27 protein-coding genes and 1 pseudogene are annotated in these 26,770 nt (G+C 72.6%); 11 read left to right on the top strand and 17 right to left on the bottom strand.

Annotation, left to right across the window (positions count from 1 at the left end):
* Positions 1-174 precede the first annotated feature (174 nt).
* Positions 175-1,191 carry a serine hydrolase domain-containing protein gene (locus ABZV93_RS21690; protein ID WP_354938980.1) on the bottom strand — a complete coding sequence of 339 codons (1,017 nt, stop codon included), beginning with the start codon at positions 1,189-1,191 and terminating at the stop codon, positions 175-177.
* A 147-nt stretch (positions 1,192-1,338) separates the two neighbouring features.
* Here ABZV93_RS21690 and ABZV93_RS21685 point away from each other — a divergent pair, with 147 nt between their 5' ends.
* Positions 1,339-1,902: a GNAT family N-acetyltransferase gene (locus ABZV93_RS21685; protein ID WP_354938978.1), complete on the top strand. Its 564-nt coding sequence runs from the start codon at positions 1,339-1,341 to the stop codon at positions 1,900-1,902.
* A gap of 63 nt (positions 1,903-1,965) precedes the next feature.
* Here the strand turns inward: ABZV93_RS21685 and asnB are convergent, their stop codons facing one another.
* Entirely contained in the window at positions 1,966-3,864 is a 1,899-nt protein-coding gene (asnB, locus tag ABZV93_RS21680; RefSeq protein WP_354938976.1) for an asparagine synthase (glutamine-hydrolyzing), read from the bottom strand.
* Positions 3,865-4,040: 176 nt separating this feature from the next.
* On the opposite strand from asnB, the gene ABZV93_RS21675 reads away from it, so the two are divergent.
* Both ABZV93_RS21675 and ABZV93_RS21670 read left to right on the top strand, forming a co-directional pair.
* Complete coding sequence (locus ABZV93_RS21675; RefSeq protein WP_354938975.1) at positions 4,041-5,282, top strand: MFS transporter; 1,242 nt, start codon at positions 4,041-4,043, stop codon at positions 5,280-5,282.
* 2 nt (positions 5,283-5,284) lie between these two features.
* Positions 5,285-5,878 (top strand): hypothetical protein, encoded by a 594-nt coding sequence (locus ABZV93_RS21670; RefSeq protein ID WP_354938973.1) that lies wholly within the window; start codon positions 5,285-5,287, stop codon positions 5,876-5,878.
* Here the strand turns inward: ABZV93_RS21670 and ABZV93_RS21665 are convergent.
* On the bottom strand, positions 5,850-6,881 hold the full coding sequence (locus ABZV93_RS21665; protein WP_354938971.1) for a pentapeptide repeat-containing protein: 1,032 nt from the start codon (positions 6,879-6,881) through the stop codon (positions 5,850-5,852). The genes ABZV93_RS21670 and ABZV93_RS21665 overlap by 29 nt on opposite strands.
* A 93-nt stretch (positions 6,882-6,974) precedes the next feature.
* On the opposite strand from ABZV93_RS21665, the gene ABZV93_RS21660 reads away from it, so the two are divergent.
* Positions 6,975-7,586: a TetR/AcrR family transcriptional regulator gene (locus tag ABZV93_RS21660; RefSeq protein WP_354938969.1), complete on the top strand. Its 612-nt coding sequence runs from the start codon at positions 6,975-6,977 to the stop codon at positions 7,584-7,586.
* Positions 7,587-7,616: 30 nt separating this feature from the next.
* A complete protein-coding gene (gap, locus tag ABZV93_RS21655) occupies positions 7,617-8,612 on the top strand; it encodes a type I glyceraldehyde-3-phosphate dehydrogenase (RefSeq protein ID WP_354938967.1) in 996 nt (331 codons plus the stop codon).
* Positions 8,613-8,638: 26 nt separating this feature from the next.
* Here gap and ABZV93_RS21650 read toward each other — a convergent pair whose 3' ends face one another.
* Positions 8,639-9,460: a TetR/AcrR family transcriptional regulator gene (locus tag ABZV93_RS21650; protein WP_354938965.1), complete on the bottom strand. Its 822-nt coding sequence runs from the start codon at positions 9,458-9,460 to the stop codon at positions 8,639-8,641.
* A gap of 78 nt (positions 9,461-9,538) precedes the next feature.
* On the opposite strand from ABZV93_RS21650, the gene ABZV93_RS21645 reads away from it, so the two are divergent.
* Positions 9,539-9,925, top strand: coding sequence for a VOC family protein (locus tag ABZV93_RS21645; protein WP_354938963.1), 387 nt, complete (start codon positions 9,539-9,541; stop codon positions 9,923-9,925).
* Positions 9,926-10,051: 126 nt separating this feature from the next.
* Here ABZV93_RS21645 and ABZV93_RS21640 read toward each other — a convergent pair whose 3' ends face one another.
* Entirely contained in the window at positions 10,052-11,395 is a 1,344-nt protein-coding gene (locus ABZV93_RS21640; RefSeq protein WP_354938961.1) for an SGNH/GDSL hydrolase family protein, read from the bottom strand.
* 227 nt (positions 11,396-11,622) lie between these two features.
* Between ABZV93_RS21640 and ABZV93_RS21635 the strand changes: the two genes are divergently transcribed.
* Entirely contained in the window at positions 11,623-12,099 is a 477-nt protein-coding gene (locus ABZV93_RS21635) for an NUDIX domain-containing protein (RefSeq protein WP_354938959.1), read from the top strand.
* A gap of 62 nt (positions 12,100-12,161) precedes the next feature.
* On the opposite strand, the gene ABZV93_RS21630 is transcribed toward ABZV93_RS21635, so the two are convergent.
* Entirely contained in the window at positions 12,162-13,112 is a 951-nt protein-coding gene (locus tag ABZV93_RS21630; RefSeq protein ID WP_354938957.1) for a sulfotransferase domain-containing protein, read from the bottom strand.
* 541 nt (positions 13,113-13,653) lie between these two features.
* Here ABZV93_RS21630 and ABZV93_RS21625 point away from each other — a divergent pair.
* Positions 13,654-14,775, top strand: a complete 1,122-nt coding sequence (locus ABZV93_RS21625; protein ID WP_354938955.1) for an Ig-like domain-containing protein — start codon at positions 13,654-13,656, stop codon at positions 14,773-14,775.
* Between the two features lie 199 nt (positions 14,776-14,974).
* Here the strand turns inward: ABZV93_RS21625 and ABZV93_RS21620 are convergent, their stop codons facing one another.
* Both ABZV93_RS21620 and ABZV93_RS21615 read right to left on the bottom strand, forming a co-directional pair.
* A complete protein-coding gene (locus ABZV93_RS21620; RefSeq protein ID WP_354938953.1) occupies positions 14,975-15,244 on the bottom strand; it encodes a zinc-binding dehydrogenase in 270 nt (89 codons plus the stop codon).
* 61 nt (positions 15,245-15,305) lie between these two features.
* Positions 15,306-15,488 (bottom strand): annotated as a pseudogene (locus tag ABZV93_RS21615) (zinc-binding dehydrogenase); the annotation flags it as partial.
* Here ABZV93_RS21615 and ABZV93_RS21610 point away from each other — a divergent pair.
* On the top strand, positions 15,415-15,789 hold the full coding sequence (locus ABZV93_RS21610; protein ID WP_354938951.1) for a hypothetical protein: 375 nt from the start codon (positions 15,415-15,417) through the stop codon (positions 15,787-15,789). The pseudogene ABZV93_RS21615 and the gene ABZV93_RS21610 overlap by 74 nt on opposite strands.
* 322 nt (positions 15,790-16,111) lie before the next feature.
* Here ABZV93_RS21610 and ABZV93_RS21605 read toward each other — a convergent pair whose 3' ends face one another.
* Positions 16,112-16,480 carry a nuclear transport factor 2 family protein gene (locus ABZV93_RS21605; RefSeq protein ID WP_354938949.1) on the bottom strand — a complete coding sequence of 123 codons (369 nt, stop codon included), beginning with the start codon at positions 16,478-16,480 and terminating at the stop codon, positions 16,112-16,114.
* 176 nt (positions 16,481-16,656) lie between these two features.
* Between ABZV93_RS21605 and ABZV93_RS21600 the strand changes: the two genes are divergently transcribed.
* The gene (locus ABZV93_RS21600) at positions 16,657-19,473 is read left to right on the top strand and encodes a LuxR family transcriptional regulator (RefSeq protein ID WP_354938947.1); all 2,817 of its coding nucleotides are present in this window, start codon (positions 16,657-16,659) and stop codon (positions 19,471-19,473) included.
* Between the two features lie 101 nt (positions 19,474-19,574).
* Here ABZV93_RS21600 and ABZV93_RS21595 read toward each other — a convergent pair whose 3' ends face one another.
* Together ABZV93_RS21595 and ABZV93_RS21590 are read right to left on the bottom strand one after the other, a co-directional pair.
* Positions 19,575-20,228, bottom strand: coding sequence for an HAD family hydrolase (locus ABZV93_RS21595; protein ID WP_354938945.1), 654 nt, complete (start codon positions 20,226-20,228; stop codon positions 19,575-19,577).
* A gap of 37 nt (positions 20,229-20,265) precedes the next feature.
* On the bottom strand, positions 20,266-20,772 hold the full coding sequence (locus ABZV93_RS21590) for a MarR family transcriptional regulator (protein WP_354938943.1): 507 nt from the start codon (positions 20,770-20,772) through the stop codon (positions 20,266-20,268).
* A 122-nt stretch (positions 20,773-20,894) separates the two neighbouring features.
* Here ABZV93_RS21590 and ABZV93_RS21585 point away from each other — a divergent pair, with 122 nt between their 5' ends.
* Complete coding sequence (locus tag ABZV93_RS21585) at positions 20,895-21,419, top strand: VOC family protein (RefSeq protein WP_354938941.1); 525 nt, start codon at positions 20,895-20,897, stop codon at positions 21,417-21,419.
* 64 nt (positions 21,420-21,483) lie between these two features.
* Here ABZV93_RS21585 and ABZV93_RS21580 read toward each other — a convergent pair whose 3' ends face one another.
* The 6 genes from ABZV93_RS21580 to ABZV93_RS21555 form a co-directional block, all read right to left on the bottom strand.
* Positions 21,484-22,083 carry a hypothetical protein gene (locus ABZV93_RS21580; RefSeq protein ID WP_354938939.1) on the bottom strand — a complete coding sequence of 200 codons (600 nt, stop codon included), beginning with the start codon at positions 22,081-22,083 and terminating at the stop codon, positions 21,484-21,486.
* On the bottom strand, positions 22,080-23,351 hold the full coding sequence (locus ABZV93_RS21575) for a DUF58 domain-containing protein (protein ID WP_354938937.1): 1,272 nt from the start codon (positions 23,349-23,351) through the stop codon (positions 22,080-22,082). Before ABZV93_RS21575 ends, ABZV93_RS21580 begins: the two co-directional genes overlap by 4 nt.
* Positions 23,352-23,407: 56 nt before the next feature.
* A complete protein-coding gene (locus ABZV93_RS21570; protein WP_354938935.1) occupies positions 23,408-24,475 on the bottom strand; it encodes a MoxR family ATPase in 1,068 nt (355 codons plus the stop codon).
* Positions 24,472-25,086: a hypothetical protein gene (locus ABZV93_RS21565; protein ID WP_354938933.1), complete on the bottom strand. Its 615-nt coding sequence runs from the start codon at positions 25,084-25,086 to the stop codon at positions 24,472-24,474. The genes ABZV93_RS21570 and ABZV93_RS21565 overlap by 4 nt, the downstream gene beginning before the upstream one ends.
* Positions 25,083-26,006 carry a DUF4129 domain-containing protein gene (locus tag ABZV93_RS21560; RefSeq protein ID WP_354938931.1) on the bottom strand — a complete coding sequence of 308 codons (924 nt, stop codon included), beginning with the start codon at positions 26,004-26,006 and terminating at the stop codon, positions 25,083-25,085. Before ABZV93_RS21560 ends, ABZV93_RS21565 begins: the two co-directional genes overlap by 4 nt.
* A gap of 355 nt (positions 26,007-26,361) precedes the next feature.
* A complete protein-coding gene (locus ABZV93_RS21555; protein WP_092651690.1) occupies positions 26,362-26,580 on the bottom strand; it encodes a BldC family transcriptional regulator in 219 nt (72 codons plus the stop codon).
* Positions 26,581-26,770 lie beyond the last annotated feature (190 nt).

Genomic DNA, 26,770 nt, shown 5'->3' with positions numbered 1-26,770 from the left:
GACCGGTCATGGTTGGACCGTGGTGTCGGAGCAGTCGTTGCTCGCAGTCGTTGCTCGGACGACTGTATGGGGAACCGCTACCCGACGCAGCGAGCCGAAACCGTACGAGGCTGCCCGGTCTCGATCTTTCCCGCGCGGCTCTCCCCAGCCCGAACTTCCCCCGGCCGGCTCCCGCTAGCCGGCCGAGCGCAGCAGGTCGAGGACCTCACCGGCGAGGTAGGGCCGGAGGTTCTGCTGGTTCGTCAGCACGGCCACGGTCAGGTCGTCGTCGACCAGGTGCATCACGTCGGCCAGCGCGGGGCCGCCGCTGTGGCCCACTGCTGGCATCCCGTGGCGCTGGTCGACGATCCAGCCGACTCCGAACGGCCCGGCCGAACCGTCCCGCAGCCGTTCCGGCGTCCACATCTCCCGCACCGAGGCCGGGGAGAGCAGCTCACCACCTCGCAGCGCCGCTGCCCAGGTGGCGAGGTCGGCGGGTGAGGAGTAGAGCCCGCCGGCCGCGTAGGTCCAGGCGGGGAAGAGGAAGGAGTACACCTGCCGGCGGTCGTCGCGTACGTCGTAGACGGTCGCGCGCCGGGGGATGACGTCGCTGACGCGGGCCGTTCCGTCGTCCAGCGCGTTGTCGAACCGGGTGGAGGTCATGCCGAGGGGTTCGGTGAGGCGTTCGCGCAGCAGGTCGGGGAAGGGCCGCCCGGTCACGGCCTGCAGGACGTACGCCAGAACCACGTAGTCCGACAGGCCGTACCGCACCTGCGTGCCCGGCTCGTACTCCAGCGGCCGCTCGAACGCCGCCTGCACCGCCTCCTCGACCGAGCTCGGACTGCCCACGTCGTCGCTCAGGCCCGAGGTGTGAGACGTCAGCCGGCGTACGGTGACCTCTCCCCAGCCCGACGGCGCATCGGGGAGGTACTCCCCCACCGGAGCGTCCAGCCGCAGCGTTCCGTCCTCGACCACCAGCATCAGCAGGGTGGCGGTCAGCAGCTTCGTCACCGACGCGAGCTGGAACGCCGTACCGGTCGTCGCGGGGACGTCCCACTCCAGGTTGGCGGTGCCGTACGCCCTGGCCAGCGGCGTGCCGTCGCGGACGACGGCGAGCCCCAGGGCCGGGATGTGGTGCTCATCCATCCGTGCGCGCAGGTGGTCCTCGACCGCGGACGGCAGGAAGTCGTCGGAGTCGCTGAGGTCGTCCATGATCCCCCCCTTCAGTGATGCCGCATGATGGCACGCGCGCGAGCTTGCGTCCTGGTAGTGCGGGGACCGGCCGCGAGCGGTCGGCGGCGACCCGGCCCGGTGCAGGACCCGGCGGTGCGCGGAAGTGCGCGGAAGGTTGGATGGGACGTGAACGACGCTCCAGCCCCCGACGGCCGGGTCCTCGTACGCCCGCGGGAGGACGCCGACCTGCCCGGCTGCGTACGCCTGCTCGCCGAGGTGCACGAACGCGACGGCTACCCGCTGATCTGGCCCGAGCAGCCGGTCGACTGGCTGGTCGGCCCGGCACGGCTCGCGGCCTGGGTCGCACTCCTGGACGGGCAGGTCGTTGGCCACGTCGGGTTGTCCCGGTGCGGCCCCGGGGACGTTGCTCCGGACCTGCTCCGCGAGCGGGAGGCCGGCGACCGCGAGCGGGACGCCGGCGACCGCGATCGAGGCCCGCGGCCCGTCGTCCTCGGCCGGCTGGCCACCGACCCTGGCGCGCGCGGCAAAGGTGTCGGGACGAGCCTGGTGACCCGGGCGGTCGAGTACGCCCGGGCACACGGCCTGCGTCCGGTCCTCGACGTGGTCGACTCCGACCGGTCCGCGGTCGCTCTCTACGAGCGGCTGGGTTGGCTCCGGCTGGGGAGCGTGGAGCAGGTGTGGGGAGCCGGCCGGGCGGTCACCGTCCACTGCTACGCCGCGCCCGCCTGACCGCCGGCGGCCCAGCCCGGGAAGCCGGGCAGGCGGCCCCGCAGGCGACCACGGCAGGCAATCTCAGCTGGGCAGGTCGAGTTCCACCTCGTACTCCTCCAGCCACTGGTCGAGGCCCAGCACGAGTTCGACCGCCCGCCGGCTGAACTCCGAACTCACCGACCCGACCGACTCGGTGAGGATGCCGTCGGCCTGCTTCCGGTCGATCAGCGGCAGCACCGGCGCGTCCGGCCGGGCGAGCAGTTTGCCGAACTCCTCGTGCAGCGCCCGCTCGTAGGCCGGGTCCTGGGTCGAGGGGTACGGGCTCTTGCGCCGGGCGGAGATCGACCCCGGCAGCAGGTCGACGGTGGCCGCCCGGAGCAGGCTCTTCTCCCGTCCGTCGTAGGTCTTCATCGCCCACGGCGCGTTGAAGACGTACTCCACCAGCCGGTGGTCGCAGAACGGCACCCGCACCTCCAGGCCGCTTGCCATGCTCATCCGGTCCTTGCGGTCGAGCAGGTACTGCACGAACCGGGTGAGGTGGAAGTAGCTGACCTCTCGCATCCGGCGTTCCAGCCCCTCCTCGCCGGGCAGCCTGGGCACCTCCGCCAGCGCCTGGCGGTAGGAGTCGGCGCGGTAGGCCCGCAGGTCCAGCGCCCTGGTCAGCCCGGGGTCAAGCACCCCCAGCCGTTCCCCACCCGCGCGCCCGAACATCGCCAGCCAGGGGAACGTGTCCGCGTGCACCGCCTCCGGGTCGTGGAACCACGGGTAGCCGCCGAACACCTCGTCCGCCGACTCACCGGACAGCGCCACCGTCGAGTGCTCGCGGATCGCCCTGAACAGCAGGTAGAGCGAGGTGAACATGTCACCCATGCCGTTGGGGGCGTCGTTCGCCCGCTGGACGGCCGACCGCACACCACGGTCCATCAGGTCCCGGGTGTCCAGCACGATGTCGCTGTGGTCGGCGGCCACGTGCTTGGCGAGTTCGTGCACGTACGGCGCGTCCGGAGTGTCCCGCATGGCGTCGGCCTCGAACCGCTCGGTCTGGCCCACGAAGTCGACGGCGAACGACCGGACCGGCCCGGCACCCCGCTCCGCCAGCCCCTTCGCCGCCAGCGCGGTGATCACCGAGGAGTCCAGCCCGCCGGACAGCAGGGTGCACAGCGGAACGTCGGAGATCAGCTGGCGGGTGACGATGTCGTCCAGCAGCTCACGCACCGTCGCGATGGTGGTGTCCAGGTCGTCGGGGTGTTCGCGCGCCTCGAGCTGCCAGTAGCGCCGCTTGTGCAGGCCGGCTCGGTCGATCCGGACCACCGACCCCGGGCGTACCTCGTGGATCCCGGCGAACGGCGAGCGCTCGGGCGTCTTCACGAACGACAGCAACTCCCGCATCCCGTCCGCGTCCAGCACCCGCCTCGCGGCCGGGTTGGCGAGGATCGCCTTCGGCTCCGAACCGAACAGCACGCCGTGCGGCGTCGGGTAGTAGTACAGCGGCTTGACGCCCATCCGATCGCGTACGAGCAGCAAACGCTCGGTCCGGGTGTCCCACACGGCGAACGCGAACATGCCGTTGAGGTGGGCGGCGAGGTCCTCGCCCCACTGCAGGTAGGCGTGCAGGACGACCTCGGTGTCGCTGCGGGTACGGAACCGGTGTCCGGCCGCGGCCAGCTCCTCGCGGAGTTCGCGGAAGTTGTAGACCTCGCCGCTGTAGGTGAGGACGGCCGCCGGCGTTTCACCGCCCGGTTTTCCACCGCCCGGCGCCCCCGGGTCCTCGTCCCCGCCGCTCTCGGCCGCCATCGGCTGCCGGCCGCCCTGGAGGTCGATGACCGAGAGCCGGCGGTGCCCGAGCGCGACGTGCGCGTCGGTCCACATCCCCTCGGCGTCGGGTCCCCGGCAGGTCATGGTCGCGGTCATCGCGGCCAGCACCGCACGCTCGTGGTTCAGATCGCGCTCGAAGTCCACCCAGCCGGTGATGCCACACATGCAGGCGTTCATCCCCTTCGCTCCGGGCCGGCTTCCGCCGACCGGCTCGGTCCGGGAGCCCACTCGTCGCGACCTGGCCCCCGCCGTCACGGTGGCGCGCCACCCCCGCGCCACCGTCCAACATAGGTCGCCAACCTGGGCACGCTCCGCGCGAAGCGGGATCTAGTGTCGAGGGTGTGTTCGCCCCCTATCGCGGTCTGCTTCGCCAACCCGGCGCCCTGAGGTTCTCGGCCAGCGGACTGCTCGCCCGGCTGCCGATCTCGATGGTGTCGCTGGGCCTGGTCATCCTGGTCTCGGCCAGAACCGGTTCGTACGGCCTGGCGGGCGTGGTGTCCGCGGCCTTCGTCGTGTTACGGGCCGTCTGCTCACCGATGCAGGCCCGCCTGGTCGACCGGCACGGCCAGCACCGGACCCTGCCCGCGATCGCGGGGCTGAACGGGGCCGCGCTGGGCGGGCTGGTGGTCGCGGTCGAGGTGGACGCGCCGCTCGTGGTGCCGGTCGTGCTGGCCGGGGTGGCAGGGGCGACCTCGCCGTCGATCGGCTCCTACGTCCGCGCGCGGTGGAGCCATCTGCTCGGGCGGGGGCCGAAGCTGCAGACCGCCTTCGCGCTGGAGGCGGTCGCCGACGAACTGCTGTTCATGATCGGGCCGCCGGTGGTGACGTTCCTCGCCACCGGGATCAGCCCGAACGCCGGTCTCCTGGTCGCCCTGGCCTGCGGCCTGGCCGGCACCTTGCTGCTGGCCGCGCTCCGCGACACCGAGCCGCCCGCCCACGGTCGCGGCGGAAGCGGTACGGCAGCGGCGCCGCTGGGCTGGCCGGCGTTGTTCCCCGTGGTCGGGGCGAGCGTGGGGATCGGCATCCTCTTCGGCGCGTTCGACATCTCTGTCATCGCCCTGGCCACCCAGGCCGACGCCCGGGCGTGGTCCGGTGTCCTGCTCGGCATCACCGCGACGGGTTCGATGCTCTCCGCGGCGGTCCTCGGCAGCCGGACCCTGCGCAAGCCGCCGTTGACACGGTTCCGGATCGGCGCGGCGGCCATCACCGCGGCGATGGTGCCGTTGCCGTTCGTCTCGCACCTGGGACTGCTGGCGCCGATCGTGTTCTTCACCGGGCTGACGATCTCGCCGACGATGATCGCGAGTGTCGCGCGGGTCGAGGAGACCGTTCCCGTCAGCCGGCTCAGTGAGGGCATCACCTGGTCCACGAGCGCGCTGGTCGGCGGGATCGCCCTCGGCAGCGCCGTCGCCGGGCGGGTGATCGACGGCCACGGGGCGAGCGCCGGGTTCTTCGTGTCGCTGTCCGCGGGCGTACTCGCGACGGTCGTCGCCTGGTCCGGTGCCCGGCGCGGCGCGGGTACGCCGCCGGTCGGCGCGACCGGGATGGGCGTGGCCGGGGCCGACGCGCGGGCCGGAGGGTAGGCGTGTTCAAGGCGGTCGTTCTGGTCGGGCTGCTGGCGCTGGCCGTCGGCGGACCGGCCGTCTGCTTCGTCGCCGCGGGAGTGCTGGTCACCCGGGTGGTGCGCCTGGCCCGGCTCCGGGTGGAGGACAGCCGCGCCGGGGGCAGCCGCGCCGGGGACCGCGCCGGGGACCGCGACCGCGCTGATCGGCCCGGCCTCGCCGCCGCCTCCTCGCTCGGCTGGCTGGCGACGCTGGTGTCGGTGGGGACGATCGAGGCGTACACCTTCGGCGCGCTGAGGTACTCGCCGGGACTCTTCCCCGACAAGACCTGCTACTTCACCATGGGCGCGCGGGTCTTCCCCGACTCCTCCGAACTGCTGCCACTCAGCACGGTGTGCCGGGGCCAGGAGATCGTCCCGGTGTGGTTCAACCCGCTGATGGCCGTACTGGCGGTGGTCTCGGTGGCGTTGCTGGTGGCCGTGCCGTTCGCGTACGCACGTCAGCGGCGCGCGGCGGCCACGACCGGCGGGACCGGTGAGAGCGGCGGGACCGGCGGGACCGGCGGGACCGACGCTGCCGGCGCGGCGGTCAGCGCAGCCAGTGAGCAGGCGGAGTGAACCACGGCGGCACCTCGGTTTCACTGTCGCCGTTGGCCGCCGCGAGCTGGGTGCGGGTGAGGAACAACGCCTCGCCCAGATGCGCTCCGCGCAGGTCGGCCGCCCGCAGATCGGCGCCGATCAGGTCCGCCCGGGCGAGGTTCGCCCCGCGCAGGTCGGCACCGATGAGGTAGCCGCCGCGCAGGTCCGCGGCGCGTAGGTCGGCGTCTCGCAGATCCGCACCCAGCAGGTCCGCCCCGGGGAGTTCGGCTCCGCGCAGGTCCCCACGACGTCGGTGCGTGTCCGCCCGGCCCGGCCCGGCAGCACGCGAACGCCTGCCTCGCCCACGACCCCGCCCAGGCTCACGTCGTTCCGCCGGATCGGCCGTGCCCACCCGGCGTGCGGATGCCGGCGACTGCGCCCGGACGAGTTCGCTGGTACGCCGCAGCAGCGGGTTGACAGCGGACCGGTGTGCGTCAAGGTCGAGTTGACGCAGGGTGCCGGCATCTGCGTGGGTGTGGCGTTCGGTCCGGTCGTACACCTCGAGGAGTTCCTCGCGCAGGGCGCGGGCCGTGGCGGAGACCGACTCCCACTGACGCTTGCTCGGTTCGCTCTCCTGGGCCGTCTCGGCTGCCGCCGGCTCACCGGTCAGCGCAAGCTCCTCGGCCAGCGCGAGCGCCTCGGTGAGATACCAGCGGAACTCCTGCAGCTGCCGCATCACCACGAACGCATCGAACATCGGCTGCGCGGTGTCCGGATGCGCACGCCAGTCACGGCCGCCGAAAGTCACCTGCGCCACCTGCTGGCCCGCGCCGAGGCAGTCGAACGCCGTACAGCCGGGGAAACCCCGGGGCCGCAACTGGTCGTGAATGCCGCAGCGGAAGTCCTGCTCCAGGTGGGGGCAGGGCGTCCGGGCGGGCTTGTCGATGGCGAAGTCCGCCGACGCCGCGAACGCCGGCACGACGCAGCACAGGGCGAAGCAGCGCGCGCAGTCGGCACGGAGTTCGTGGCGAGGATCCTCCACCAGGTCAGGCTAGGACACGGCCTGGGCGTCGACTCAGCCCGCGTCGCCGCGGGCTCATGGCGTTGCGTACATACTAGTTGTTACAGTGGCCGCATGAGCTCACGTGACCAGTTGACGAGCGCGATGGCGGACCTGCTGTGGGAGCGTGGCTATGCCGCGACGAGCCCGCGCGACGTGATGGCACGCGCCGGGGTCGGCCAGGGCAGCATGTACCACCACTTCAGCGGCAAGCACGCGCTGGCGGTCGAGGTGCTGTCGGCAGTCACGGGTGAGATGGCGGGCGAGTCCTCGGTCCTCGAGGGAGAAGGCTCCCCGCTGGAGCGGATCAAGAGCTACCTCTCGCGGCCGCGGCCGGGGACCCGGGGATGCCGGGTCGGCCGGATGACGCAGGACCCGCAGGTCGTCGCCGACCCGGAGCTCCTCGCGATCGTCGCGGACGCGTTCGACACGATGCTCGGCCGCTGGGAGCAGGCGATCGCGGCGGCGGTCACAGCCGGAGAACTCCCGGCGGACACAGTCCCCGCCGAGCTCGCCCGGACGCTGGCCGCGGTCCTCCAGGGCGGCTACGTACTCGCCCGCGCGAAGGGCGAGCAGGGACCGATGGACGCCGCCGTCCGCGGAGCCGTTCGTCTACTCGACGCCGCACACGCAGCCGCCGTCGCAGCCGACGCCGACGCCGACGAGCCCGGCGACTCCGGCCACTGACCTGACCAACCCGAGAAGGAGACAGACCCCATGACCGTTCGGATCGGAATCAACGGCTTCGGCCGCATCGGCCGCAGCTACCTGCGGGCCGCCCTGCGCAGCGAGGTGGATGTCGAGATCGTCGCGATCAACGACATCGCCGACGCCGCCACTCTCGCCTCACTTCTGGAGTGGGACTCGCTGGCCGGGCACCTCGACGGCGTGAAGACCGACGAGGACGCGATTGTCGTCGACGGCGCGCGCATCCGCGTCACCTCAGAACGCGAGCCGGCCGACATCCCCTGGGGTGAGGAGCAGGTCGACGTCGTCGTCGAGTCCACTGGCCGGTTCACCGACTCGGCCGGCGCCCGCCGGCACCTGACCGCGGGAGCGCGCAAGGTCCTCATCTCCGCCCCGGCCGACGGCGAGGTTCCGGCGGTCGTGCTCGGAGTCAACGACGACGCGCTCGACGTGTCGGGGGACGTGTTCTCGAACGGTTCCTGCACCACCAACTGCCTGGCCCCGATGGCGAAGGTGCTGCACGAGGCGTTCGGCATCGAGTCCGGGCTCATGACGACCATCCACGCCTACACCAGCGACCAGCGCCTCCACGACGCCCCGCACAGCGATCTCCGGCGCGCCCGCGCGGCCGGCCTGTCCACCATCCCGACCTCCTCCGGCGCCGCGCGCACGATCGGCCGGATCATCCCCGAACTCGACGGCAAGCTCACCGGCCTCGCGCTACGGGTGCCCGTGCCCGTCGGCTCCATCACCGACCTCACCGCCAGGCTCACGCGGACCGCGACCGTGGACGAGGTCAACGAGGCCTTCCGCGCGGCGGCGGCGACCCCCGGACTGTCGCCCTACCTTGCCTACTCGGAGGCGCCGCTCGTTTCCGCCGACATCGTGGGCAACCCCCACTCGGCGATCTTCGACGCACCCCTCACCCAGGTCGTCGGCGACCAGGTCAAGATCTTCGCGTGGTACGACAACGAGTGGGGATTCGCGAACCGGCTCCTGGAGCTCTCCGAGCGCATCGGCGCCTAAGGTCTCCACCCCGCGGCGGGCACCGGTCAGCGCGACCGTCTGGACCGTTCCGGTCGGCTCGGCTCTTCCGGCTCCTTCGCCTGGTGGTCGACGACCACGGCCAGACCGTCGAGGACCCGTTCCAGGCCGAACGTGAACGCGTGGTCGGGGTCGTGCGCGCTGCCGTGTGCCGCACCCGCGGCCGAACCGACCCGGGTGGCCAGCGGGTAGGTCTGCGGGTCGAGCACCCTGGCCAGCAGGGGGCCCGCGGCCGCCCACCACTGCTCGTCGTTCATCGCACTGTCCGCCGCCGCGGCGCGGGCCTCGATCCGGGCCCGGGCGTTGGCCTGGACGAACGCCAGGAGGTACGTCAGGCAGTCGTCCCGGTCGACGTCGGTGAGCCCGAGCCCGTCGAAGGCAGCGAGCTCGTGCTCGTACTTCGCGACCAGCCCGGGTCCCAGCGGCGGCCGGAGAGTGGAGACGCGGGCCGCCCACGGGTGTGCGTCGTACAGCGCGCGGTTCTCCTCCGCCACCGCGGTGAGCCGCCGTCGCCACGGCTCGCCGCCGGTGTCGGCGCGGCGCATCCGGGCGTACGTCGCGTCCAGCATCAGGTCGAGCAACTCCGCCTTGCCCTGGACGTAGGTGTAGAGCGTCATCGGCGCGACGCCGACCGCCTCGGCCACCCGGCGCATGGTCACCGCGGCCAGGCCCTCCTCGTCGGCGAGTTCGGTAGCGGCGTCGACCACCGTGTCCAGGCTCAGGCCGCGCGCGGGGCCCCGGCGCGGCACCACGGAGGGGTCCCGCCACAACAGGGCGAGGGTGCGGGCGGGGTCGCCGGCGCTGCTGCGTTCGATCGGCACGGGAATCATTCTTGCGCATCGTACGATGTACGCCGTACCATGTACGACGTACAGCACAGCGATCGCACAAGCGCCACAGGGAGTCCCGTGAAGATCACCTCGTCCGCCGTGTCGCTGAACGTCGACGACGTGTCGGCAGCCGGCGCGTTTCTCACCAGGCACTTCGGCTTCGTGGAGGAGATGGCCGCACCCGGATTCGTCTCGCTGAGCCGGGAGGACGCCGGCATGAACGTCATCTTCCTGCGGCGCGGGCTGGAGACCCTGCCCGACGACCAGCAGGATGATCACGCCGGCGGGATCATCCTGGCCTTCGTGGTCGAGGACCTGGAGGGCGAACTCGCCCGGCTGCAGGCGGAGGGCGTGACGATCACCATGCCGCTGACCGCCGAGGAGTGGGGTGAGCGCGCCTTCCAGGTACGCGACCCCAACGGCGTGATCGTCCAGCTCGTCGACTGGAACGGCCCCCGCGCCTGACGAACCGCCTGATGACGAGCGGGGCCCGCTGAGCGGGCCGACGTAGAGCGCGGGTCCCGGGTGCCGATCGACGGCGCCCGGGACCCGCGCCCGTTCAGGGTCCGGAAACTCGGCTCGGAGATCGGTTCAGAGATCGGCCAGGTCGATCGCCTCGGCCATCGCCCGCATGCCCGCGTCGTTGGGGTGCAGGGCGTCGCCGCCGTCGTAGGCGGGCAGGTACGCGTCCGGGTCGTCCGGGTCGGCGACCGCACGGTCGAAGTCGACCACCCCGTCGTACTCTCCGCTGGTCCGGATCCAGTGGTTCACCTCGTCACGGATGCGTTCGTTCTCCGGGGTGTCGTAGCCGTACTTGTTGCCCTTCACCGGAGTGAGCGTCGCCCCCAGGATCTTGACCCCACGGGCGTGCGCGGCCGCGATCATGGCGCGGTGGCCGGCGATGAGCTGTTCGGTGGTGACCTTCGGCGAGGCGCCGCAGCCGAAGTCCGGCAGCCCACCGGCACCGATGTCGTTGATGCCCTCGAGCACGATCACGGTGCGGACGCCAGGCTGGCCGAGTGCGTCCCGGCCGAACCGCGTGACTCCCCGCTCGCCGAAACAGGTCGACTCGCCGAGGACCTTGTTGCCGTTGATGCCGAGGTTGACGACCCCGAGCCGTCGCCCGGCGGCCACCAGGCGCTCGGCGAGCTCGTCCGGGTAGCGGTTGTCGGAGTTCGCGGTGGAGTAGGCGCCGTCGGTGATGGAGTCGCCGAAGGCCACCACGGTGCCGACCTGGCGACCGGCTCCACGGGTGACGTCCACTCCGGTGAGGAAGTAGTACGAGTGGGTGGTCTCGCCACCGAACGGCCCGCCCGCGATGGCGAAGCGCTGGTCACCGGCTGCGCGGTAGGTGGTGGTCAGCCCGCCCTCGTGGAACGTCGTGGTGCCCGTCGGCTGGGCGAAGTACGTCGTCACCGCGAGCCGCTGCAGCGCCCGCGTCGGCAGCCGCACCGGGTCGGAGGCGAGGTCCTTGCCGGCCGGAATCGTCGTGCTCGTCCGGCCGCCGAACGTCACCGGGCGCAGACTCCCTGGCCGGACCGCCGCTCCGTCGCCCGCCCTGGCGACGGTGACGCCGGCGACCCGCAGCGGCGCTGTGCCGAAGCGGTTGGACAGCCGGACCCGAAGGCGTGCGCCGCCGGTGGTGACCCGGACGACCTGACGCACCGTCTGGTCGGCGAACCCCTCCTCCGACCAGTTGGGCCCGAAGACGTCCGGCATCAGGAACGGGTGGTGCACGGCGGCGGCCCACGCCGCGGTCCAGCGCGTGACCGGCTGGTGCCGGCCGTCGTTCGGTGATCGGTCGTCGGCGCGGGCGGTCGTCGCCGGTCCGACGACGACCCCAGCCGACGCGGCCAGCAGCGCGAGCGTCGCGAGCACGGCCGCCAACGCTGCGGACAGTCTGTTCGTCCCGGCCGGAACGGTCTTCGAGTGCATGGGAAACTCCTTGCAGGTAAGCGATGTGGAAGGGTTGGGGCACTGGCTCGGACGACGCGGTGCAACGGGTGTGGCGGCGCAGCGGGTGAGTCAGTGAGCGGCGTGAAACGCTCTGCGGTGTGGACCGGCATACCGGCCGGAACTCATCGGTCGGGAGAGCTTGGCTCGACAGCACGGCAACGAGTGCCGGACAACGAGTGCCGGCAAACGAGAGCGGGAGGCCGCCCGTGGCACGCGTCGACTTCTGGGACGACCCGAACGCGCCGTTTCCCACCGGCATCGTCCCGTCGGTCACCGCTGTCGTCACCGATGAAGCGCACCTGCTGCTGATCCACAAGGTGGACAACGACAGGTGGGCACTGCCCGGTGGCGGTGTCGACCGCGGCGAGTCCGCCATGCACGCTGCCGTACGCGAGACCGCGGAGGAGACCGGACTCGACGTCTCGGTCACCGGGCTGGTCGGCGTGTATACCGACCCGAGGCACGTGATGCGGTACGACGACGGCGAGGTACGCCAGCAGTTCAGCGTCTGTTTCCGGGCGGAGCCGGTCGGTGGTTCGCTACGGCCGCAGCCGGGCGAGACCAGTGAGGCCCGCTGGGTGCCGGTGAGCGAGTTGCCGTCCCTCGACATCCATCCGTCGATGCGGATCCGGATCGACCACGGGCTGGCCTGGCGGCCCGGTGCGCCGGCCCGGTTCACGTGACGACACAGAACCTGACGAACGTCCACCGCGACTGACGCCCGCGTCCGGGCGGACGCTGCGAGTCACCCCGCCGCCGGCTCCCGGTGCAGCCACTCCCACAGGTCGGCCGGCACCATCGCCCGCGTACGTGCCCGGTAGGTGGCCCACTCGTCCTCACCGAGAACCTCCCGGCCCGCACCGGACCGGCCGCGGCGGAAGAACGCCGCGTTGTCCTTCAGGACGCCGGCCGGGTTGGGGGTGAGCTCGTCGGCGCGGGCCCGCATGTGGTCGAACGTCGCCGCCTCGACGAGCGCCGGCCACGTCCGGTCGGGCACCTCGATCCGGAGAACGTCCGCGAGCCGGCGCATCTGCCCCGCCAGGTCGGCGGACAGGTCGTCGTAGTGAACGAGGACGACGTTCGGTTCGTCGCGGCGTGCCCACGCGTCGGACAGGTGGCACACCACCCCGGGCAGGGAGTCCATCTCCTCCCGGGGGTCGGCCCTGCTCGCGGCCCACGACAGCAGCCACTCCCGCAGTGCCGGCCGTGGCCGGGGCGGCCGGGCGGGCTCGGGAGACGACCCAGGAGATGGCGCGGGGGCGGGCCGGCCGGTGAGCTCCCGCAGCCGGTCGCGGTCGATGTTGGCACTTTGGTGGTAGAGCGAGACCGCCATGTCCAGCGGGTGCCGGGCGACCACGACGTACGTCGCCCGCGGGTCGAGCACCACACCGTCCAGCGGCGTGTGGGTCTTCACGAACCGCCGGTGCCGCTGCGCCGCGAGCCTGGCGAACATATCGTCGGCGGGCTCGGCCAGCCAGTCCACCCACGGTGACAGCGCGGCCAGCGGAGCGGGCAGGTCGGGGGTGTGGAAGACCAGCAACGCGCAGATCATCTGCATCCAGGTCGTACCGCTCTTGGAGCGGGTGCTGATCACGATGTCGCCGGGCCGGAACGCGAAGTCCAGCCAGCGGGCGCTGTCCTCGTCGGGGGAGCGATAGCGAACGGGCGGAACGGAGCCGCCGTGATCACCGGGCATGCGCGGGATGCTATCCGACCACTTCGCCCGGCCGGCGCGCATTTTTCGAGTTGGCGGGCATTCGGGTCACAGCGAGAGGAATGACGCCACGCATTTCCCTCCTATTCTTCGATATCCCCGAACAGGATCCGACCCTCTTTGTCACCGACATTTCGAAGGGCCGGTGAGCGGGTGACGCCACCGCGCGACGAAAAACTCTCACTGCCAGTTGCCGACCTCTGTCGTTGGGTAATCTTTGTGTGGCACCACAGCGATGACCTTCCCCAAGACAGGTGCACCACCTCAGCGCCGAGGCCCTGCTGAAGGAAGTCCATACCTCGCCCGAAGCCTGCCGGTACAGGGGGTCGAGATGGTCCTACGACGAGGGCGCCCGGCACATCCGGCGCAGACCAGCGGTTCGACACCGACACAACGCTCCGGTTCGCCCGAATTCACCGGGTCCGCCGAATTCACCGGATCTGCCGAATTCACCCGTCCTCGCGGACGGAAAGACGGCCGCGGTAACGGCAGCAGGATCGGAGTTCGCGGCCTCGGAATTCTCGTGCTCGCGACGTGCACCGCCCTGGCCGCGGGTTGCACGGGGTCCGGCGGGGAAAAGGACCAGCGCGGCTCGGCGCCACTGGCCCGGATCGCCACCAACCCGCTCGACAACGCGGTGGCGGTCGGTCTGCACACCCCGGTCAAGGTGGTGGCATCCGGAGGCATGCTCACCCGGGTCCGGGTGACCGACCACTACGGGCGGGCGCTGACGGGTGCGCTGAACCCCGCGCGAACGACGTGGACGGCCACCGGCGCGCTCGTGCCGACCGAGGTCTACAGCGTGCAGGCACAGGCGGTCAACAGCGACGGGAAGAGTTCGCAGACGTCCCGGACGTTCAGTACCACCGAGCCGACGAAGACGCTGGGCACCGACGTCATGCCGCGCGAGGGCGCCGAGGTCGGCGTGGCCATGCCGATCGCCGTACGGTTCTCCACGGCCGTACGCGACCGCGCCGCGGTGGAGAAGCGCCTGCAGGTGAAGGCCTCCAGGCCGGTCGTGGGCGCCTGGCACTGGATCAGCCCCTCCGAGATCCACTACCGGCCAAAGGCGTACTGGCCGGCCCACACCAAGGTGACGCTGTCCGCCGACCTGGACAAGGTGAACGCCGGTGCGGACGTGTGGGGTACGGCGAACCTCACCCGCAACTTCGAGATCGGCAACTCCGTGGTCACCAAGGTCGACCTGGTGGACCACCACGCGCGGGCGTACGTCGACGGAAAGCTCGAGCGCACCATCGCGGTCACCGGCGGCAAGCCCGGCTGGGAAACCCGGCAGGGCATCAAGGTGATCATCGACAAGCAGACCGACTACGTCTTCACCAACGAGATGATCAACGTTCCGGAGAGCTACAGCCTGCTCTCGCAGTACGCGATCCGGGTCACGGTGAGCGGTGAGTTCCTGCACACCGCCGAATGGTCCACCGGGTCCCAGGGCAACTCCAACGTCAGCCACGGCTGCGTCGGCATGAACCTCGAGGACTCCGACTGGCTGTTCCACCACACCCGCATCGGCGATCCGGTCGAGGTGCACAACCCCGCCGGGCCGCGGATGGAACTCACCAACGGCTACGGCGACTGGAACCTCTCCTGGTCGCAATGGAGGGCCGGCAGCGCGCTCGGCTGAGACCGGACCTCAGCCGTCGGGCAGCTGCCCGGCCGATCCCGCCAGGACGCGTCGGTCACGTCCGCACATCATGACGGCTGCCGGAGCCGTCGCGGACGAGCCGGCGCCGGGGGGAAGGAAGGGCGGGGGAGGGAGCGGCGGGCTCCCTCCCCCGCCCGAGTACGTCGTACAGCGGTGAACTCTTGACCCGGCGAAGCCTTCAGCCGACTGTCAACAGCGTCTTGCCCACGACCGTCCGCGCCTCGATCGCCGCGTGCGCGTCGGCCGCGCGCGCCAACGGGAACCTCGCCCCGATCACCGGCGCGATCCGGCCGGCGGCCGCCAGCTCCAGTGCCCGGCCGGCCAGCCGGGCCGCCTCCACCGGCGCGAACTGCACGTCGGTGATGCCGCGCAGCTTCACCCCGCGGCGCTCGGCCTCGTGCGGATCGACGGTGGCGAAGGCGCCGCCGGGCGCACCGTGGGCGGACATGCGCCCCCCCTTCCGCGGTCAGCTCGAACGCCGCCCGCCCGATGTCGCCGCCGGCACCGTCGAAGGTGACGTCCACACCGCGCGGCCCGGCCAGCGCCCGGACCCGCGCCGCCCAGTCGGGTCGGCCGTAGTCGACCACGTCGATGCCGTAGGTGCGCAGGTGGTCCAGCTTGGCCGAGACTCGCGCCGCCCCGATCACCCGGGCGCCGGCCGACCGGGCCAACTGGACCAGGAGTACGCCCATCCCGCCAGCGGCGGCGGTGACCAGCACGGTCTCCCCCGGCGCGGGCGCGGCCGGTTCGAACACCCCGAGCGCGGTGACCCCATCGTGCAGCAGCGCGGCCGCGACGGTCGTCTCCAGGTCGTCGGCCACCGCGATCAGCGTCTCGACAGGAGCCAGTGCCTGTTCGGCGTACCCGCCCCATTCGGCCGTCGCGGTGGCCACGCGACGGCCGACCCAAGCCGGGTCCACGTCCGCACCGACCGCGAGCACCCGGCCGGCCACCGCGTTGCCGGGCACCCACGGGAGCTCGATCGGGAAGTAGTTCTGCCAGGCACCGCGGCGGATCTGGGTCTCGACGAAGCCGGTGTCCGCCACCTCGACCCCGACGACCACCTGGCCCGGCCCGGCAACCGGTGCGGGCACCCGTTCCGGCGCCAGGACCTCCGGCCCGCCGAACGCCCTCACCCGTATCGCCCACATCCGATCCACGTCTCCTCCTCCGTCCACGAGCGCTCCGGGTCGGAACGCGCCCACGCCCGCCACCCTGCTGGCTCAACCTTGGTTCAGGTCAAACCATTCGGGTGGCGGGCGTACGGCGCCCGGCCGGAACTCGTACCGAACGGAGGGATCAGCGGCCCGGGACCTCAGGCGCCGGCGGGCACCTTGTCCAGGAACCCGAGCACCGCCCGGATCCGCCCGTCCTCGCCGCGTACCGCGACGTCGAACCCGACCACCAGCGCCTCGCCGCCGGCCAGCCCCAGCTCCCAGGTGAACCGCGCGATGTCGTGGTGGGTGTCGACGCCGCCGCCGAGCCGGAACTCAAGGCCCGGGAACTGCGCCTGCACCGCGGCGATCGTCGCGTCGAACGCGTCGTGCCCGGCCACGTCGACCAGCGGGTCGGTGTAGGTGCCGTCCTCGGCGAGGACCGCCTCGACACCTGCCCGGCGTGCGGCCGGGTCGGTCTCGTTCCAGGTGGCGATGTAGCGCTCGACGAGTTCGGTGAAGTCGCTCATGGTGGTGACCTCCTACTGGCTTTCAGCCGTTCGTGAAGTGTGTGGTGCGTTGTCGTTGTGCCTCACACGTTAGGAATCCCGGGGTGTACGCGGCATCTGTCGAATGACTGGTCCGCCGCGCGACCGGCGCATGACCGGCGCATGACTGATGCGGATCACCCGGGTACCGTGCAGCGGTGTTGTACGGCAGGGCGAGCGAGCAGGAACGCCTGGCCGCCCTGGTCAAGGGCGCCAGCGCGGGCCGCAGCGGCGTGCTGGTCCTGCGGGGCGAGCCGGGCATCGGCAAGACCGCGCTGCTCGACGACGTGGCCGAACGGGCGCGCGCCGCGGGGTTGCGCGTCCTGCGCGGCGCCGGGATCGAGGCGGAGGCGACGTTGCCGTACGCCGGCCTCCACCTGCTGCTGCACCCGGCACTGGACCGGATCGGCGCACTCGCACCCCCCCAGGCGAGCGCGCTCGCCGCCGCGTTCGGGTTGTCGGAGGCCCCGGCGGGAGGCGACCGGTTCCTCGTCGGGCTCGGCGTCTTGTCCCTGCTGTCGGAGGTTGCCGAGGACGGCGGCGCCGTCTGCCTCGTCGACGACGCGCAGTGGCTGGACCAGGCGTCGGCGGACGCGTTGTCGTTCGCCGCCCGCCGGTTGGACGCCGAGGGCGTGGCCCTGGTGGTCGCCGCCCGGGACGCGGCGGACGCGTTCCCCCCGGCCGGGGTCGCCGAGCTTCGCCTCGAAGGCCTCGACTCCGATGCAGCGAACGCCCTGCTCGACGCCCACCCTGTCAAGGAGCGCTTGACAACCCAGGTGCGCGCCCGTGTACTCGCCGAGGCGTACGGCAATCCGCTGGCGCTGGCCGAGCTACCCGCCGCGCTCGCCGCCGCGCCGCCCGGAGAGGCGATCCGGCCGGGCGCGCTCCCGCTGACCGAACGCCTGCGGGTCGCCTTCGACGGGCAGGTACGCCGGCTCCCGCCGAGGACGCAGCTCGCGCTGCTGGTCGCCGCGGCCGAGGAGGCCGGCCACCTCGACGTCGTGCTCCGGGCGGCAGGCGAACTCGGCGCCGGGCTGGAGGACCTGGCCGACGCCGAGTCCGCCGGGCTGGTGGTCGCCGACGCCGGCACGGTCCGGTTCCGTCACCAGTTGGTACGCGCGGCAGTGTACGAAGGGGCTCCGCTCGGGCTGCGGCTGAAGGCGCACCGGGCGCTGGCCGCGGCGTTCGGCGAACCCGCCGACCGCGACCGCCGAGCCTGGCACCTCGCGCTGGCGAGCACCGGCCCCGACGAGCAGGTCGCCGCCGAGCTCGAGGCCACCGCGACCCGTGCGGCCGAGCGCGGTGGGGACGCTGCCGCCGCGACGGCGTACGAACGCGCCGCCCGCTCGAGCACCACCGCGCACGACCGCGCCCGGCGGATGCTGCTGGCCGCCGAGGCCGCCGCCCAGTCCGGCGACTTCGCCCGGGCGCTCGCTCTCGCCGACCGGGTCCCGAACACTCCTGCCGACCAGGACGCCGAGCACGGCCAGGACGGAGGTCGTTCGACCGAACACGCCCGGCTCGCGCTGGTCCGCGCGAACACCCACTTCTGGGCCGGCGCCTTTCCCGCCGCACACCGCGTCCTGCTCGACGGAGCCGCCGCGGTGGCCCCGCACGACCAGCCGCTGGCCGCCTGGCTGGTGATGCAGGCGATGTACGTCGCGTGGTTCACCGGCGACCGTGACCTGAGCCGCTCGACGGCCGACCGCCTGCGCGACGTACGGCTGCCCGCCGGCCATCCGCACCGGGCGATCCTGCCACTGATGATCCTGCTGGCCCGGCTGGCCAGCGGAGCCGAGGACCCCGCCGGCGAAAGGGACGACGGTCCCCGGCCGGCGATCGTCGCCGAGGCGCTCGGGCGGTTCGGCACCGGCGATCCCGGCACCACGGTGATGATCGGCGGCTCGGCCTGGATCCTCGCCCAGGACGACCTGGCGTACGACGTGTTCGCGTCCTCCGTCGACCAGGTTCGGGCGCAGGGCCGGATCGGCTGGCTCGCCGGCGCGCTCGGCTCCCTCGGCGAGGCCGAACTCTTCCTCGGCCGGCACCGCGACGCCGCCGCCCGGCTGGACGAGGCGATGCGGATCGGCGCCGACACCGGCCAGGCACACGCGGTGAGCCACTTCGGCGGCGTCCGCGCCTATCTCGCCGCCGTGCGCGGCGACGAAGCACACCTACGGGAACTCGTCGACGCCGTGCGCGCCGCTACCGCCGGCGACTCCTCACCCGGCCCGTCGTGGACCCGGTGGGCGCTGGCGACGTACGACCTCGCGACCGGTCGCACCGAGGCGAGCCTGACCCGGCTCGAGACGCTCGCACGCGGTCCTGCCCGGCACCAGATTCCCGCGACCCGCAGCGCACCCGACCTGGTGGAGGCGGCCGTTCGCCTCGCCGCACCGGAGCGGGCAGCCGAACCCCTTGCCCGGTTGACCGAATGGGCTTCGTGGGTACGCCAGCCCTGGGTCGACGCTCTCGTCCGCCGGTGCCGGGCACTGGTGGCGTCCGACGACGAGGCGGAGGCGAACTTCGCCGCGGCGCTCGAGCTGCACGAGTCGTCTGCGAAGCAGTGGGAGGCCGCGCGCACCAGGCTGCTGTACGGCGAGTGGCTGCGCCGGGCCCACCGCCCGGCCGACGCGCGCGCCCAACTCGCAGCCGCGCTCACCGCGTTCGAGCATCTGGCCGCCGACCCGTGGGCGGCCCGCGCCCGGGCCGAGCTGCGAGCTGCCGGAGCACCGACCGTGCCCACCGGGCCGAGCGGCCCGCAGGCCGGCCAGGACCCGGACCTGTTGGCCACCCTCACACCGCAGGAGCTGCAGATCGTCCGGCTGGCCGCGGAGGGGAGCTCCAACCGCGACATCGCGGCCCGGCTGTTCCTGAGCCCGCGTACCGTCGGATACCACCTCTACAAGGCCTATCCGAAGCTCGGCGTCACCTCGCGGACCCAGCTCGCCGCGATCGTCCGCGCCGACCGATGACGGCCCTCCGTCAGCCCTGCAGGCGGGCCGTGCCCGCCTGGGCGTCGGCCAACCGGGCCTGCGCGCCAGAACCCTTCCGGCCGACCAGTGACATCGCCGGGTCACTCCTCCCCGAGCAGCCCCGGAAGCTCGCGCATGTCGTCGAACAACGTGGTGCCGGGGCCGGCGAGCCGTTCGGCGGGGATGATCCCACCGCCGACATAACCGTACGCCGTCATCCCGGCCGCCCGCGCGGCCAATACGCCGTACTCGCTGTCCTCGATCACCGCGCAGTCACCCGGGTCGACGCCGAGCGTGTGCGCCGCGTGCAGGAACAGGTCGGGAGCGGGCTTGCCGTGCGCGACCTCGGTGGCGCTGAAGATGCGGCCGTCGAAGCGTTCGTACAGTCCGGTGAGGCCCAGGGTGAACCGCATCTTCTCGTGGCTGCCACTGGAGGCGACGCAGGTGAGGCCGGTGATCCGGTCGAGCGCCTCGATGATCCCCTCGACCGGGCGGAGTTCGGCGGCGAGCACCTCGCGGTAGCGCGCGGTGAACCTGGCGTGGACGTCCTCGGGCACCGGCCCGCCGAGGTGCGCGGCCAGCTCGCCCATCATGTAGTCGGTGGTCCGGCCCACGAACCGCCGCGCGATCTCCTCGCTGGACAGCGGCCAGCCGAGTTCGGCGAAGAGTTCGGTGTCGACCCGGAGGGCGAGGGGCTCACTGTCGACGAGCACGCCGTCGCAGTCGAAGATCACCAGCTTGTACGTCGAGGCCACGCCGAGCACCCTAGGCCATGCCTGTCCGGGGCCTTCCCTACGCCGGCTCCGCGCCCGACTCGCGGGCCCGCCGGGACGCGCTCTCGCGACCGGCTTCCAGGTGGCGGGCGAGGGTGGCGCTGATCGTGCCGAGCTCGGCCACCTGGTCGTCGCTGAGCTGGTCGAACAGATGCCGGCGTACGCCCTCCACGTGCCCCGGGGCGGCGGCCTCGAGCGCGGCGAAGCCGTCGTCGGTCAGTGCGGCGAGGTATCCGCGCCGGTCGGTGGCGCAGGCCCGGCGCCGCACCCAGCCGCGTTCCTCCAGCCGGGCGACGGCGTGGGAGAGCCGGCTGCGGGAAGAGCCGAGCACGTCGGCCAGCTCGCTCATCCGCATCTCCCGGTCCGGATGCTCCGACAGCCGGACGAGGATCTCGTAGTACGCGTGCGGCATCCCCGACTCGGCCTGCAGCTCCTGGTCGAGGCGCTCGAAGAACAGCCGGGTCGCGGCGAGGAAGTCCCGCCAGACCCGCTGCTGACCGTCGTCGAGCCACCTGGTGTCCGTCACGGCCCCCATCGTACTCCGAACTGGTTGAACGCTTGACGGTCTTCTGTTACGGTTGCGGTAATCAAAAGTTCAACTAACTGGCTGGTTCAACTAACTGGCTCGTTCCAGGGAGGACGGTCGGCATGCCGATCACCCGGCTCAACCACGCCGTGCTGTACGTGCGGAACGTGGACCGCAGCGTGGCGTTCTACTCCGACGTGCTCGGCTTCCGGCGCGTCGACATGACCCCGGAGGGCTTCACCGGCGCGGCGTTCCTGCAGGCGGCGGGCTCGGCCAACGACCACGACCTCGGCCTGTTCGAGATCGGCGCGCAGGCCGGCGCCTCCCAGGCCGGCCGGTCCACGGTCGGCCTCTACCACCTCGCGTGGGAGGTCGACACGCTCGCCGAGCTCGACGCCGTGCGGGGCCGGCTGGTCGCCGCCGGCGCGCTGGTCGGGGCCAGCGACCACAGCACCAGCAAGAGCCTGTACGGCCGCGACCCGGACGGCATCGAGTTCGAGGTGGCGTGGTTCGTCCCGGCCGCCCTGCTCGACGAGGCCACCCTCGCCGGTCGCAAGGACGGCATCCGCCCGCTCGAGCTGGAGCAGGAGATCCGGCGGTACGGCGCGACCACGCCCGGCGCGAGCTCCGCGACCCACCCCGCCTGACCCTGGCCTGACCGCGTCCCTGAATCCCGGTCCGACGCGAGGAACGCGCCGGGCCGGGTCCCGTTCAGCGGCGGGAGTGGCGCGGCAGGACGAGCATGACCGCGACGGCCAGGATCGCCGGGGCGGTCACCACCAGCCAGGCGGCCGGCGGGAGCGGGAGTACGACCACGACGGACAGCACCACCGCGGCGGCGAGCCCGGCGGCGAGCAGCGGGGTGAGGGTGCGCACCCAGCCGGACAGCCAGGCCGTGCTCGCGCCCGACCCCGAGGCCCGGGTGCCTTCCGGCTGCCAGCCCTCCTCCCCTGCCAGCGACTGGGCCAGTTCCACCAGCACGAGGTACGCCGGCGCCAGCAGCCCCAGCACCGCGGCGGTGGGCACCGGCAGCCGCCCGCTGTCGGCCGACAGCATGACCCCGAGCGCGGCCAGGGCCAGCCCGACCGTGCCGAACGCACCCAGCCCGAGGTCGGCCAGGCCGCCGAGCCCCGGGGCCCGTCCCCGGACGCAGGCCCCGACCACGCCCGCGTATCCCAGGCACAGCGCCACCGCCGTGGGCAGCCCGACCCAGACCAGCGCCGACGGCGGCAGCACCTCCAGCAGGACCACCACGAACCCCAGCACGCACGCGCCGGCCGCCACCGCCGCGGCGAGCGGACCGATCCTCATCGCGCACCTCCCAGCAGCGGCTCCAGCCGGACCCGGTCCAAGGCGATGCCGACCTCCTCGTCCCAGGCCAGCACGGTCACCCCCATCTCCACCAGACCGTGCAGGAGGACCTCGCGTTCCAGCCGCCAGACCCGCAGTGCCAGCTCGCTGTCGGGTTCGCGGGGCGAGGGTTCGGGTTCGGTGGACAGCACGTCGACGACGATCACCGGGTGGCCGCGTTCGCGCAGGTCGCGTACGGCCTCGGCGGCGCGCGGGTCGACCAGCGGGGTGAACACGAACGCCAGCGCGCGCGGCGGCAGGGCCTGGGGCGGGAAGTGGGCGAGCTCGGGCTCGAGGTAGCTCTCGTCCACGCGGGACGCGAGCAGGGTTTCCACGATGCGGTAGTACTGCCGGGTGCCGACGTCGGGGGTCAGCCACCGCAGCGCACCGCCGAGCGTGACAACCCCCACCCGGTCGGCGTAGCGCAGGTACGCCTGCACCACGGTGGCCGCCCCGCGCACCGCGAGGTCGAGGGAGGACCGCCCGAACGGCCCGAGGTCCACGGTGGTGTCCACGACCGCCACCACGTCCGCGGCCCGCTCGGCGGCGTACTCGTTGACGAACAACTCACCGCGCCGGGTGCTCACCGGCCAGTTGACGCGCCGCACCGGATCGCCGGGTGCGTACGTACGGATTCCCGCGAACTCCACCCCGGGGCCGGCGCGCCTGGCGACGTGGCTGCCCACCCGGGCCAGCAGCGTGGGAGGTACGGCGACCTCGCGGGCCGCCGAGGGCGGCGGAAAGACCGTGAGCTCGGCCAGGGACAGCGTGGCGGTCCCGACGTAAGCCCACCCGCGGCTGCGTACCCGTAGCCGCAGCGGCCCCGCCCGCCAGCGCCCCCACCGCCGCGCCCGGACCGTCCAGGTGTGCGACATGCTCCGCACCTCGAACTCCCGGCAGGCCCGCTCACCCTCGACCTCGAACGTCGGCGGCAGCGCCAGGTCGAGCCCGATCTCGCCGAGCACCTCCTCCGCGCGCACCACGACGTGCACCTCGACGTCCTCGTCCTCGAAGCTGCGCGGCTCCGAGAGCGCCGCCTCCACCCGGACCGTCTCCGGGCGCGGGCGGCGCAGCGCGACGACCAGGGCAACCAGGCAGGGCGCGGCGACCAGGACGGGTTCGGGGCGGGCGGCGACGATGCCGGCCACCAGCGCCAGCGCGCCGAACACCGCCATCCGGATCGCCAGCCTGCTCAGCCGCCAGATCGGCGTGACCTCGACCCCGGGCAACGGCGACGCCGGCCGAGTCGGGCCCGTCGCAGTTGGCGGCGGGGTGGCAGCCGTGGTCACCGGGCGACGCCGGAGCGGTCGAAGATCCGGGTGCTCGGCGTCGGCACCCGGCCGAGCAGTTCGGTGATCACGTCCTCGCCGGACACCCGGCGTACCCACAGCTCCGGCCGCAGCACGAGGCGGTGCCCGAGCGCGGCGACGGCCACCTGCTGCACGTCCTCGGGCGTGACGTAGTCGCGGCCGGCCAGCACCGCCGCGCCCCGGGCCAGCTGGGTGACCGCCAGGGTGCCGCGCGGGCTGGCGCCCACCTGCGCCTTCGGGTGCTCTCGGGTGGCCTGCACCAGCGCCACGACGTACGCCAGCACGTCGTCGTGCACCTCCACCTGCTCCAGCGACGCGCTCATGGCCAGCAGCTCGGCCGGCTCCACGACCTGGTTGGGTACCGGCCGCTCGGCGCCCCGGTCCAGGCGTCGGCGCACCATGTCCGCCTCCAGTTCGGCGGTGAGGTAGCCGAGCCGGGTACGCAGGACGAACCGGTCCAGCTGCGCCTCCGGCAGCGGATAGGTGCCCTCGTACTCGATCGGGTTCTCCGTCGCCAGCACCACGAACGGCGCGGGCAGCGCGCGGGTCACCCCGTCGGCGGAAACCTGCCGCTCCTCCATCGCCTCCAGCAGCGCGGCCTGCGTCTTCGGCGGCGTGCGGTTGATCTCGTCGGCGAGCAGCAACTGGGTGAAGACCGGGCCCTGCTGGAACGCGAACTCACCGGTCTTCTGGTGGTAGATCGACGCGCCTGTGAGGTCCTGGGGCAGCAGGTCGGGTGTGAACTGCACCCGGGTGAACCGCAGGCCGAGCGTCCGGGCGAACGACCGGGCCAGCAGCGTCTTGCCCAGGCCGGGCAGGTCCTCCAGCAGCACGTGGCCGTCGGCGAGGATGCCGAGCAGGACGAGGGTGAGCGGGCCGCGCTTGCCGACGATCACGCGTTCCATCTCGGCCAGGACGGCCAGCGCGCGTTCCCGGGTCTGCTCCGGGCTGAGCGCCGGCAGGCCCTGGGAACCGGGCGCGGTCGACGCGTCGGGCGTGGTCGCCGGGTTCTGTGCGGCCGAGGGGTTCTGCGGTGTCGTCACGGTCGGGCGCTCCTTTCCGGCCGGTCACCCTGACCGGTCGCGGGGTTCGTTTCTGTACTCGGCCCGGTACTGGCCCCGGTATTCGCCTCAGTACTTGCCGCGGGGCGAAGGCGTTCGAGGGTGCCGACCAGCCGGTCCAGCGTCGGCAGGTCGGGGCCGGGCGCGGTCCGGTCGGTCGACGCCGGCCGCCCCGGTCCCAGTAACTCCCAGGCCTCCTCACCCAGCAGCCCGCGGGCGGCCTCGGGGTTCGCGGACAGGTCGACTCCGTGCCCGTCGGCCAGCCGTACCGAGGCGGCGGCCAGCAGCCGTTCGCGCAGCCCGACGTCGAAGTCGCGCCGGGAGAACCTCGCCCAGCCGATGTCGGCGACGATCCGGTCGTACGCCGAGAACGACGCGGCCGACCTCCGGCGACGGCGCCTCGGAAACGGCAGCCGCCGCACCCAGTCCCACAACGGACGGCGGCGCACGCGTTCGGGGCCCTGCAGCCGCAGCAACGCCCCGACCACCTCGGACACGGCCAGGATGGTGAGGCCGAGCAGCAGTCCCTGCAGGCGCTGGGTGAGGGTCGCGCCGAGCAGCAGGACGACCAGGATCGGGCGAAGCTGCCTCACCTGTCCGCCTCGTCCCTGGCCGCCTCGTCCCGGGTCGCCGCCACGCGGAGTTCGTTCTCCAGCCGGCCGAGTACCTCCACCGCGCGGATGCGCACCTGCGGGTTGAGCTCGCGCCGGGTGTAGCGGGCCTGCCGGAACAGCTCGGTGAGCTCCTCCGCCGCCGCGGCGCCCGCGGAGCTGAACAGCCCGGAGTCCACCGCCCGCCGGAGCAGGCCGCTCGGGGTGTCGGCAGCGGCGCGGGCCACACCCGTGCGGGCCAGCGCCTCCTCCATCGCGGCGTACGCACCGATCACGGCCGCCCGCGGCTCGTCCAGGTCGGCCAGCGCGGCCCGGCCGGCGGCGACCACCGCGTGCACCTCCGCCGCCGACGGTTCGGCCTCGGCCTCCCGCACTTGCGGGTCCTGGCGGCGGACGACCAGGGCCAGTGCGAGCGCGACCAGCCCGACGACGAACCCGGCGGCGACGGCGATCGGCCAGTTCCAGCTGGGGCGAGCGCCCTGCTGCGACCCGGGCGCGGGAGTGGCGGCCCCGGCGCCGACCGGTGGCACGGTGGGCGGGGTGGTGGGCTTGGCGCCGTGGCCGTGCAGAACATCCTGGATCTGGTCACGGAACGCGAACAGTCCCAGCACGATCACCAGCATGACCAGGAAACCGATCGCCATGCTGGCCCCGCTGGTCCGCTGCGGCCGGTCCTTACGACGCAGTGACGGGCCGAGGATCAGCGCCGCGACGAACAGCGCCAGCCCCAGGCCCAGCACCACCCCGAAGATCCCGACGATCGTCCTCGCCGAGATCTGCTGGGAGTTCAGGGAGACCCGGTCCTGCCAGCCGAGGCCGACCGCGCCGGCGGCAAGGAGAACCAGCACCATGGCGACCATGGCCGCGCCGGCCCAGCGGGCCGCCGGTCCGCGTTCACGCACAGCCCGCCCCTTCCGCCCCCCGGCACCTCGACGGTCAGCTTCGTCAGCCTGCCGGACGCCCCTGGGCACCGCCAATCGCGAATCCGCAACGATCTGGCCGGACCCTGACAGCGGACCCGCAGACCTGCCCGGCGTTCACTCAGCGTGACGGTTTGCCCCGGGGGCCGCTGAGATCCGGCGATCCGTCGAGGGCCCGGCAGAAGGCCGGCAGACCGAGGCCGGCGCGGACGCGGCCGAAACTTTCCGCACACACGAACAAGCTCGTACACACAAGAAGAAGTGGCGGCCCCTCCCTCATCGGGATGGACCGCCACCTCGCAGTACCTGCGTGTCCGAGCGTGTGACAACCACCTTCTCAGCGGCTCTCGGCTCCCCCGCGCTGTTCGGGGAGAACCCCGGCCAGCAGCGCTCGCACCTCGGACTCACGGTAACGCCGGTGTCCCCCAAGTGTCCGGATCGAGCTGAGCTTGCCTGCCTTAGCCCACCGGGTCACTGTCTTGGGGTCGACCCTGAACATGGCCGCGACCTCTGCCGGCGTCAGCAGAGACTCGGTCTCCGGCGTACGTGTCGTCATGAGCGGCCTCCTCCACGAGAATCGGACATTCGTCCGTCCCGCACCCTCCATGGTGCATCGAATCCCTCATCGAGGACAGGGGCTTGTGTCAGGACAAGCACCACTTTTGTCACGCCGCGTTATGCATCCCCCACGTGACGTAGTGGTCCCAGTCCACCCCTCTCCTCGCGTGACTCACCGTAACCCGAAT

The sequence above is a fragment of the Actinopolymorpha sp. NPDC004070 genome, assembly GCF_040610475.1.
Taxonomy (GTDB): Bacteria; Actinomycetota; Actinomycetes; order Propionibacteriales; family Actinopolymorphaceae; genus Actinopolymorpha.
The sequence above is the reverse complement of the archived record's forward strand: the minus strand, read 5'-3'. Positions and strand labels throughout refer to the sequence as shown.

Bases quoted from the DNA above. Each gene is read 5' to 3' on its own strand.
- ABZV93_RS21690 (WP_354938980.1), bottom strand. From the start codon at position 1,191: ATGGACGACCTCAGCGACTCCGACGACTTCCTGCCGTCCGCGGTCGAG.
- asnB (WP_354938976.1), bottom strand. From the start codon at position 3,864: ATGTGTGGCATCACCGGCTGGGTGGACTTCGAGCGCGATCTGAACCAC.
- ABZV93_RS21660 (WP_354938969.1), top strand. From the start codon at position 6,975: ATGAGCTCACGTGACCAGTTGACGAGCGCGATGGCGGACCTGCTGTGG.
- gap (WP_354938967.1), top strand. From the start codon at position 7,617: ATGACCGTTCGGATCGGAATCAACGGCTTCGGCCGCATCGGCCGCAGC.
- ABZV93_RS21650 (WP_354938965.1), bottom strand. From the start codon at position 9,460: ATGATTCCCGTGCCGATCGAACGCAGCAGCGCCGGCGACCCCGCCCGC.
- ABZV93_RS21640 (WP_354938961.1), bottom strand. From the start codon at position 11,395: ATGCACTCGAAGACCGTTCCGGCCGGGACGAACAGACTGTCCGCAGCG.
- ABZV93_RS21630 (WP_354938957.1), bottom strand. From the start codon at position 13,112: ATGCCCGGTGATCACGGCGGCTCCGTTCCGCCCGTTCGCTATCGCTCC.
- ABZV93_RS21620 (WP_354938953.1), bottom strand. From the start codon at position 15,244: ATGTCCGCCCACGGTGCGCCCGGCGGCGCCTTCGCCACCGTCGATCCG.
- ABZV93_RS21605 (WP_354938949.1), bottom strand. From the start codon at position 16,480: ATGAGCGACTTCACCGAACTCGTCGAGCGCTACATCGCCACCTGGAAC.
- ABZV93_RS21585 (WP_354938941.1), top strand. From the start codon at position 20,895: ATGCCGATCACCCGGCTCAACCACGCCGTGCTGTACGTGCGGAACGTG.
- ABZV93_RS21580 (WP_354938939.1), bottom strand. From the start codon at position 22,083: ATGAGGATCGGTCCGCTCGCCGCGGCGGTGGCGGCCGGCGCGTGCGTG.
- ABZV93_RS21555 (WP_092651690.1), bottom strand. From the start codon at position 26,580: ATGACGACACGTACGCCGGAGACCGAGTCTCTGCTGACGCCGGCAGAG.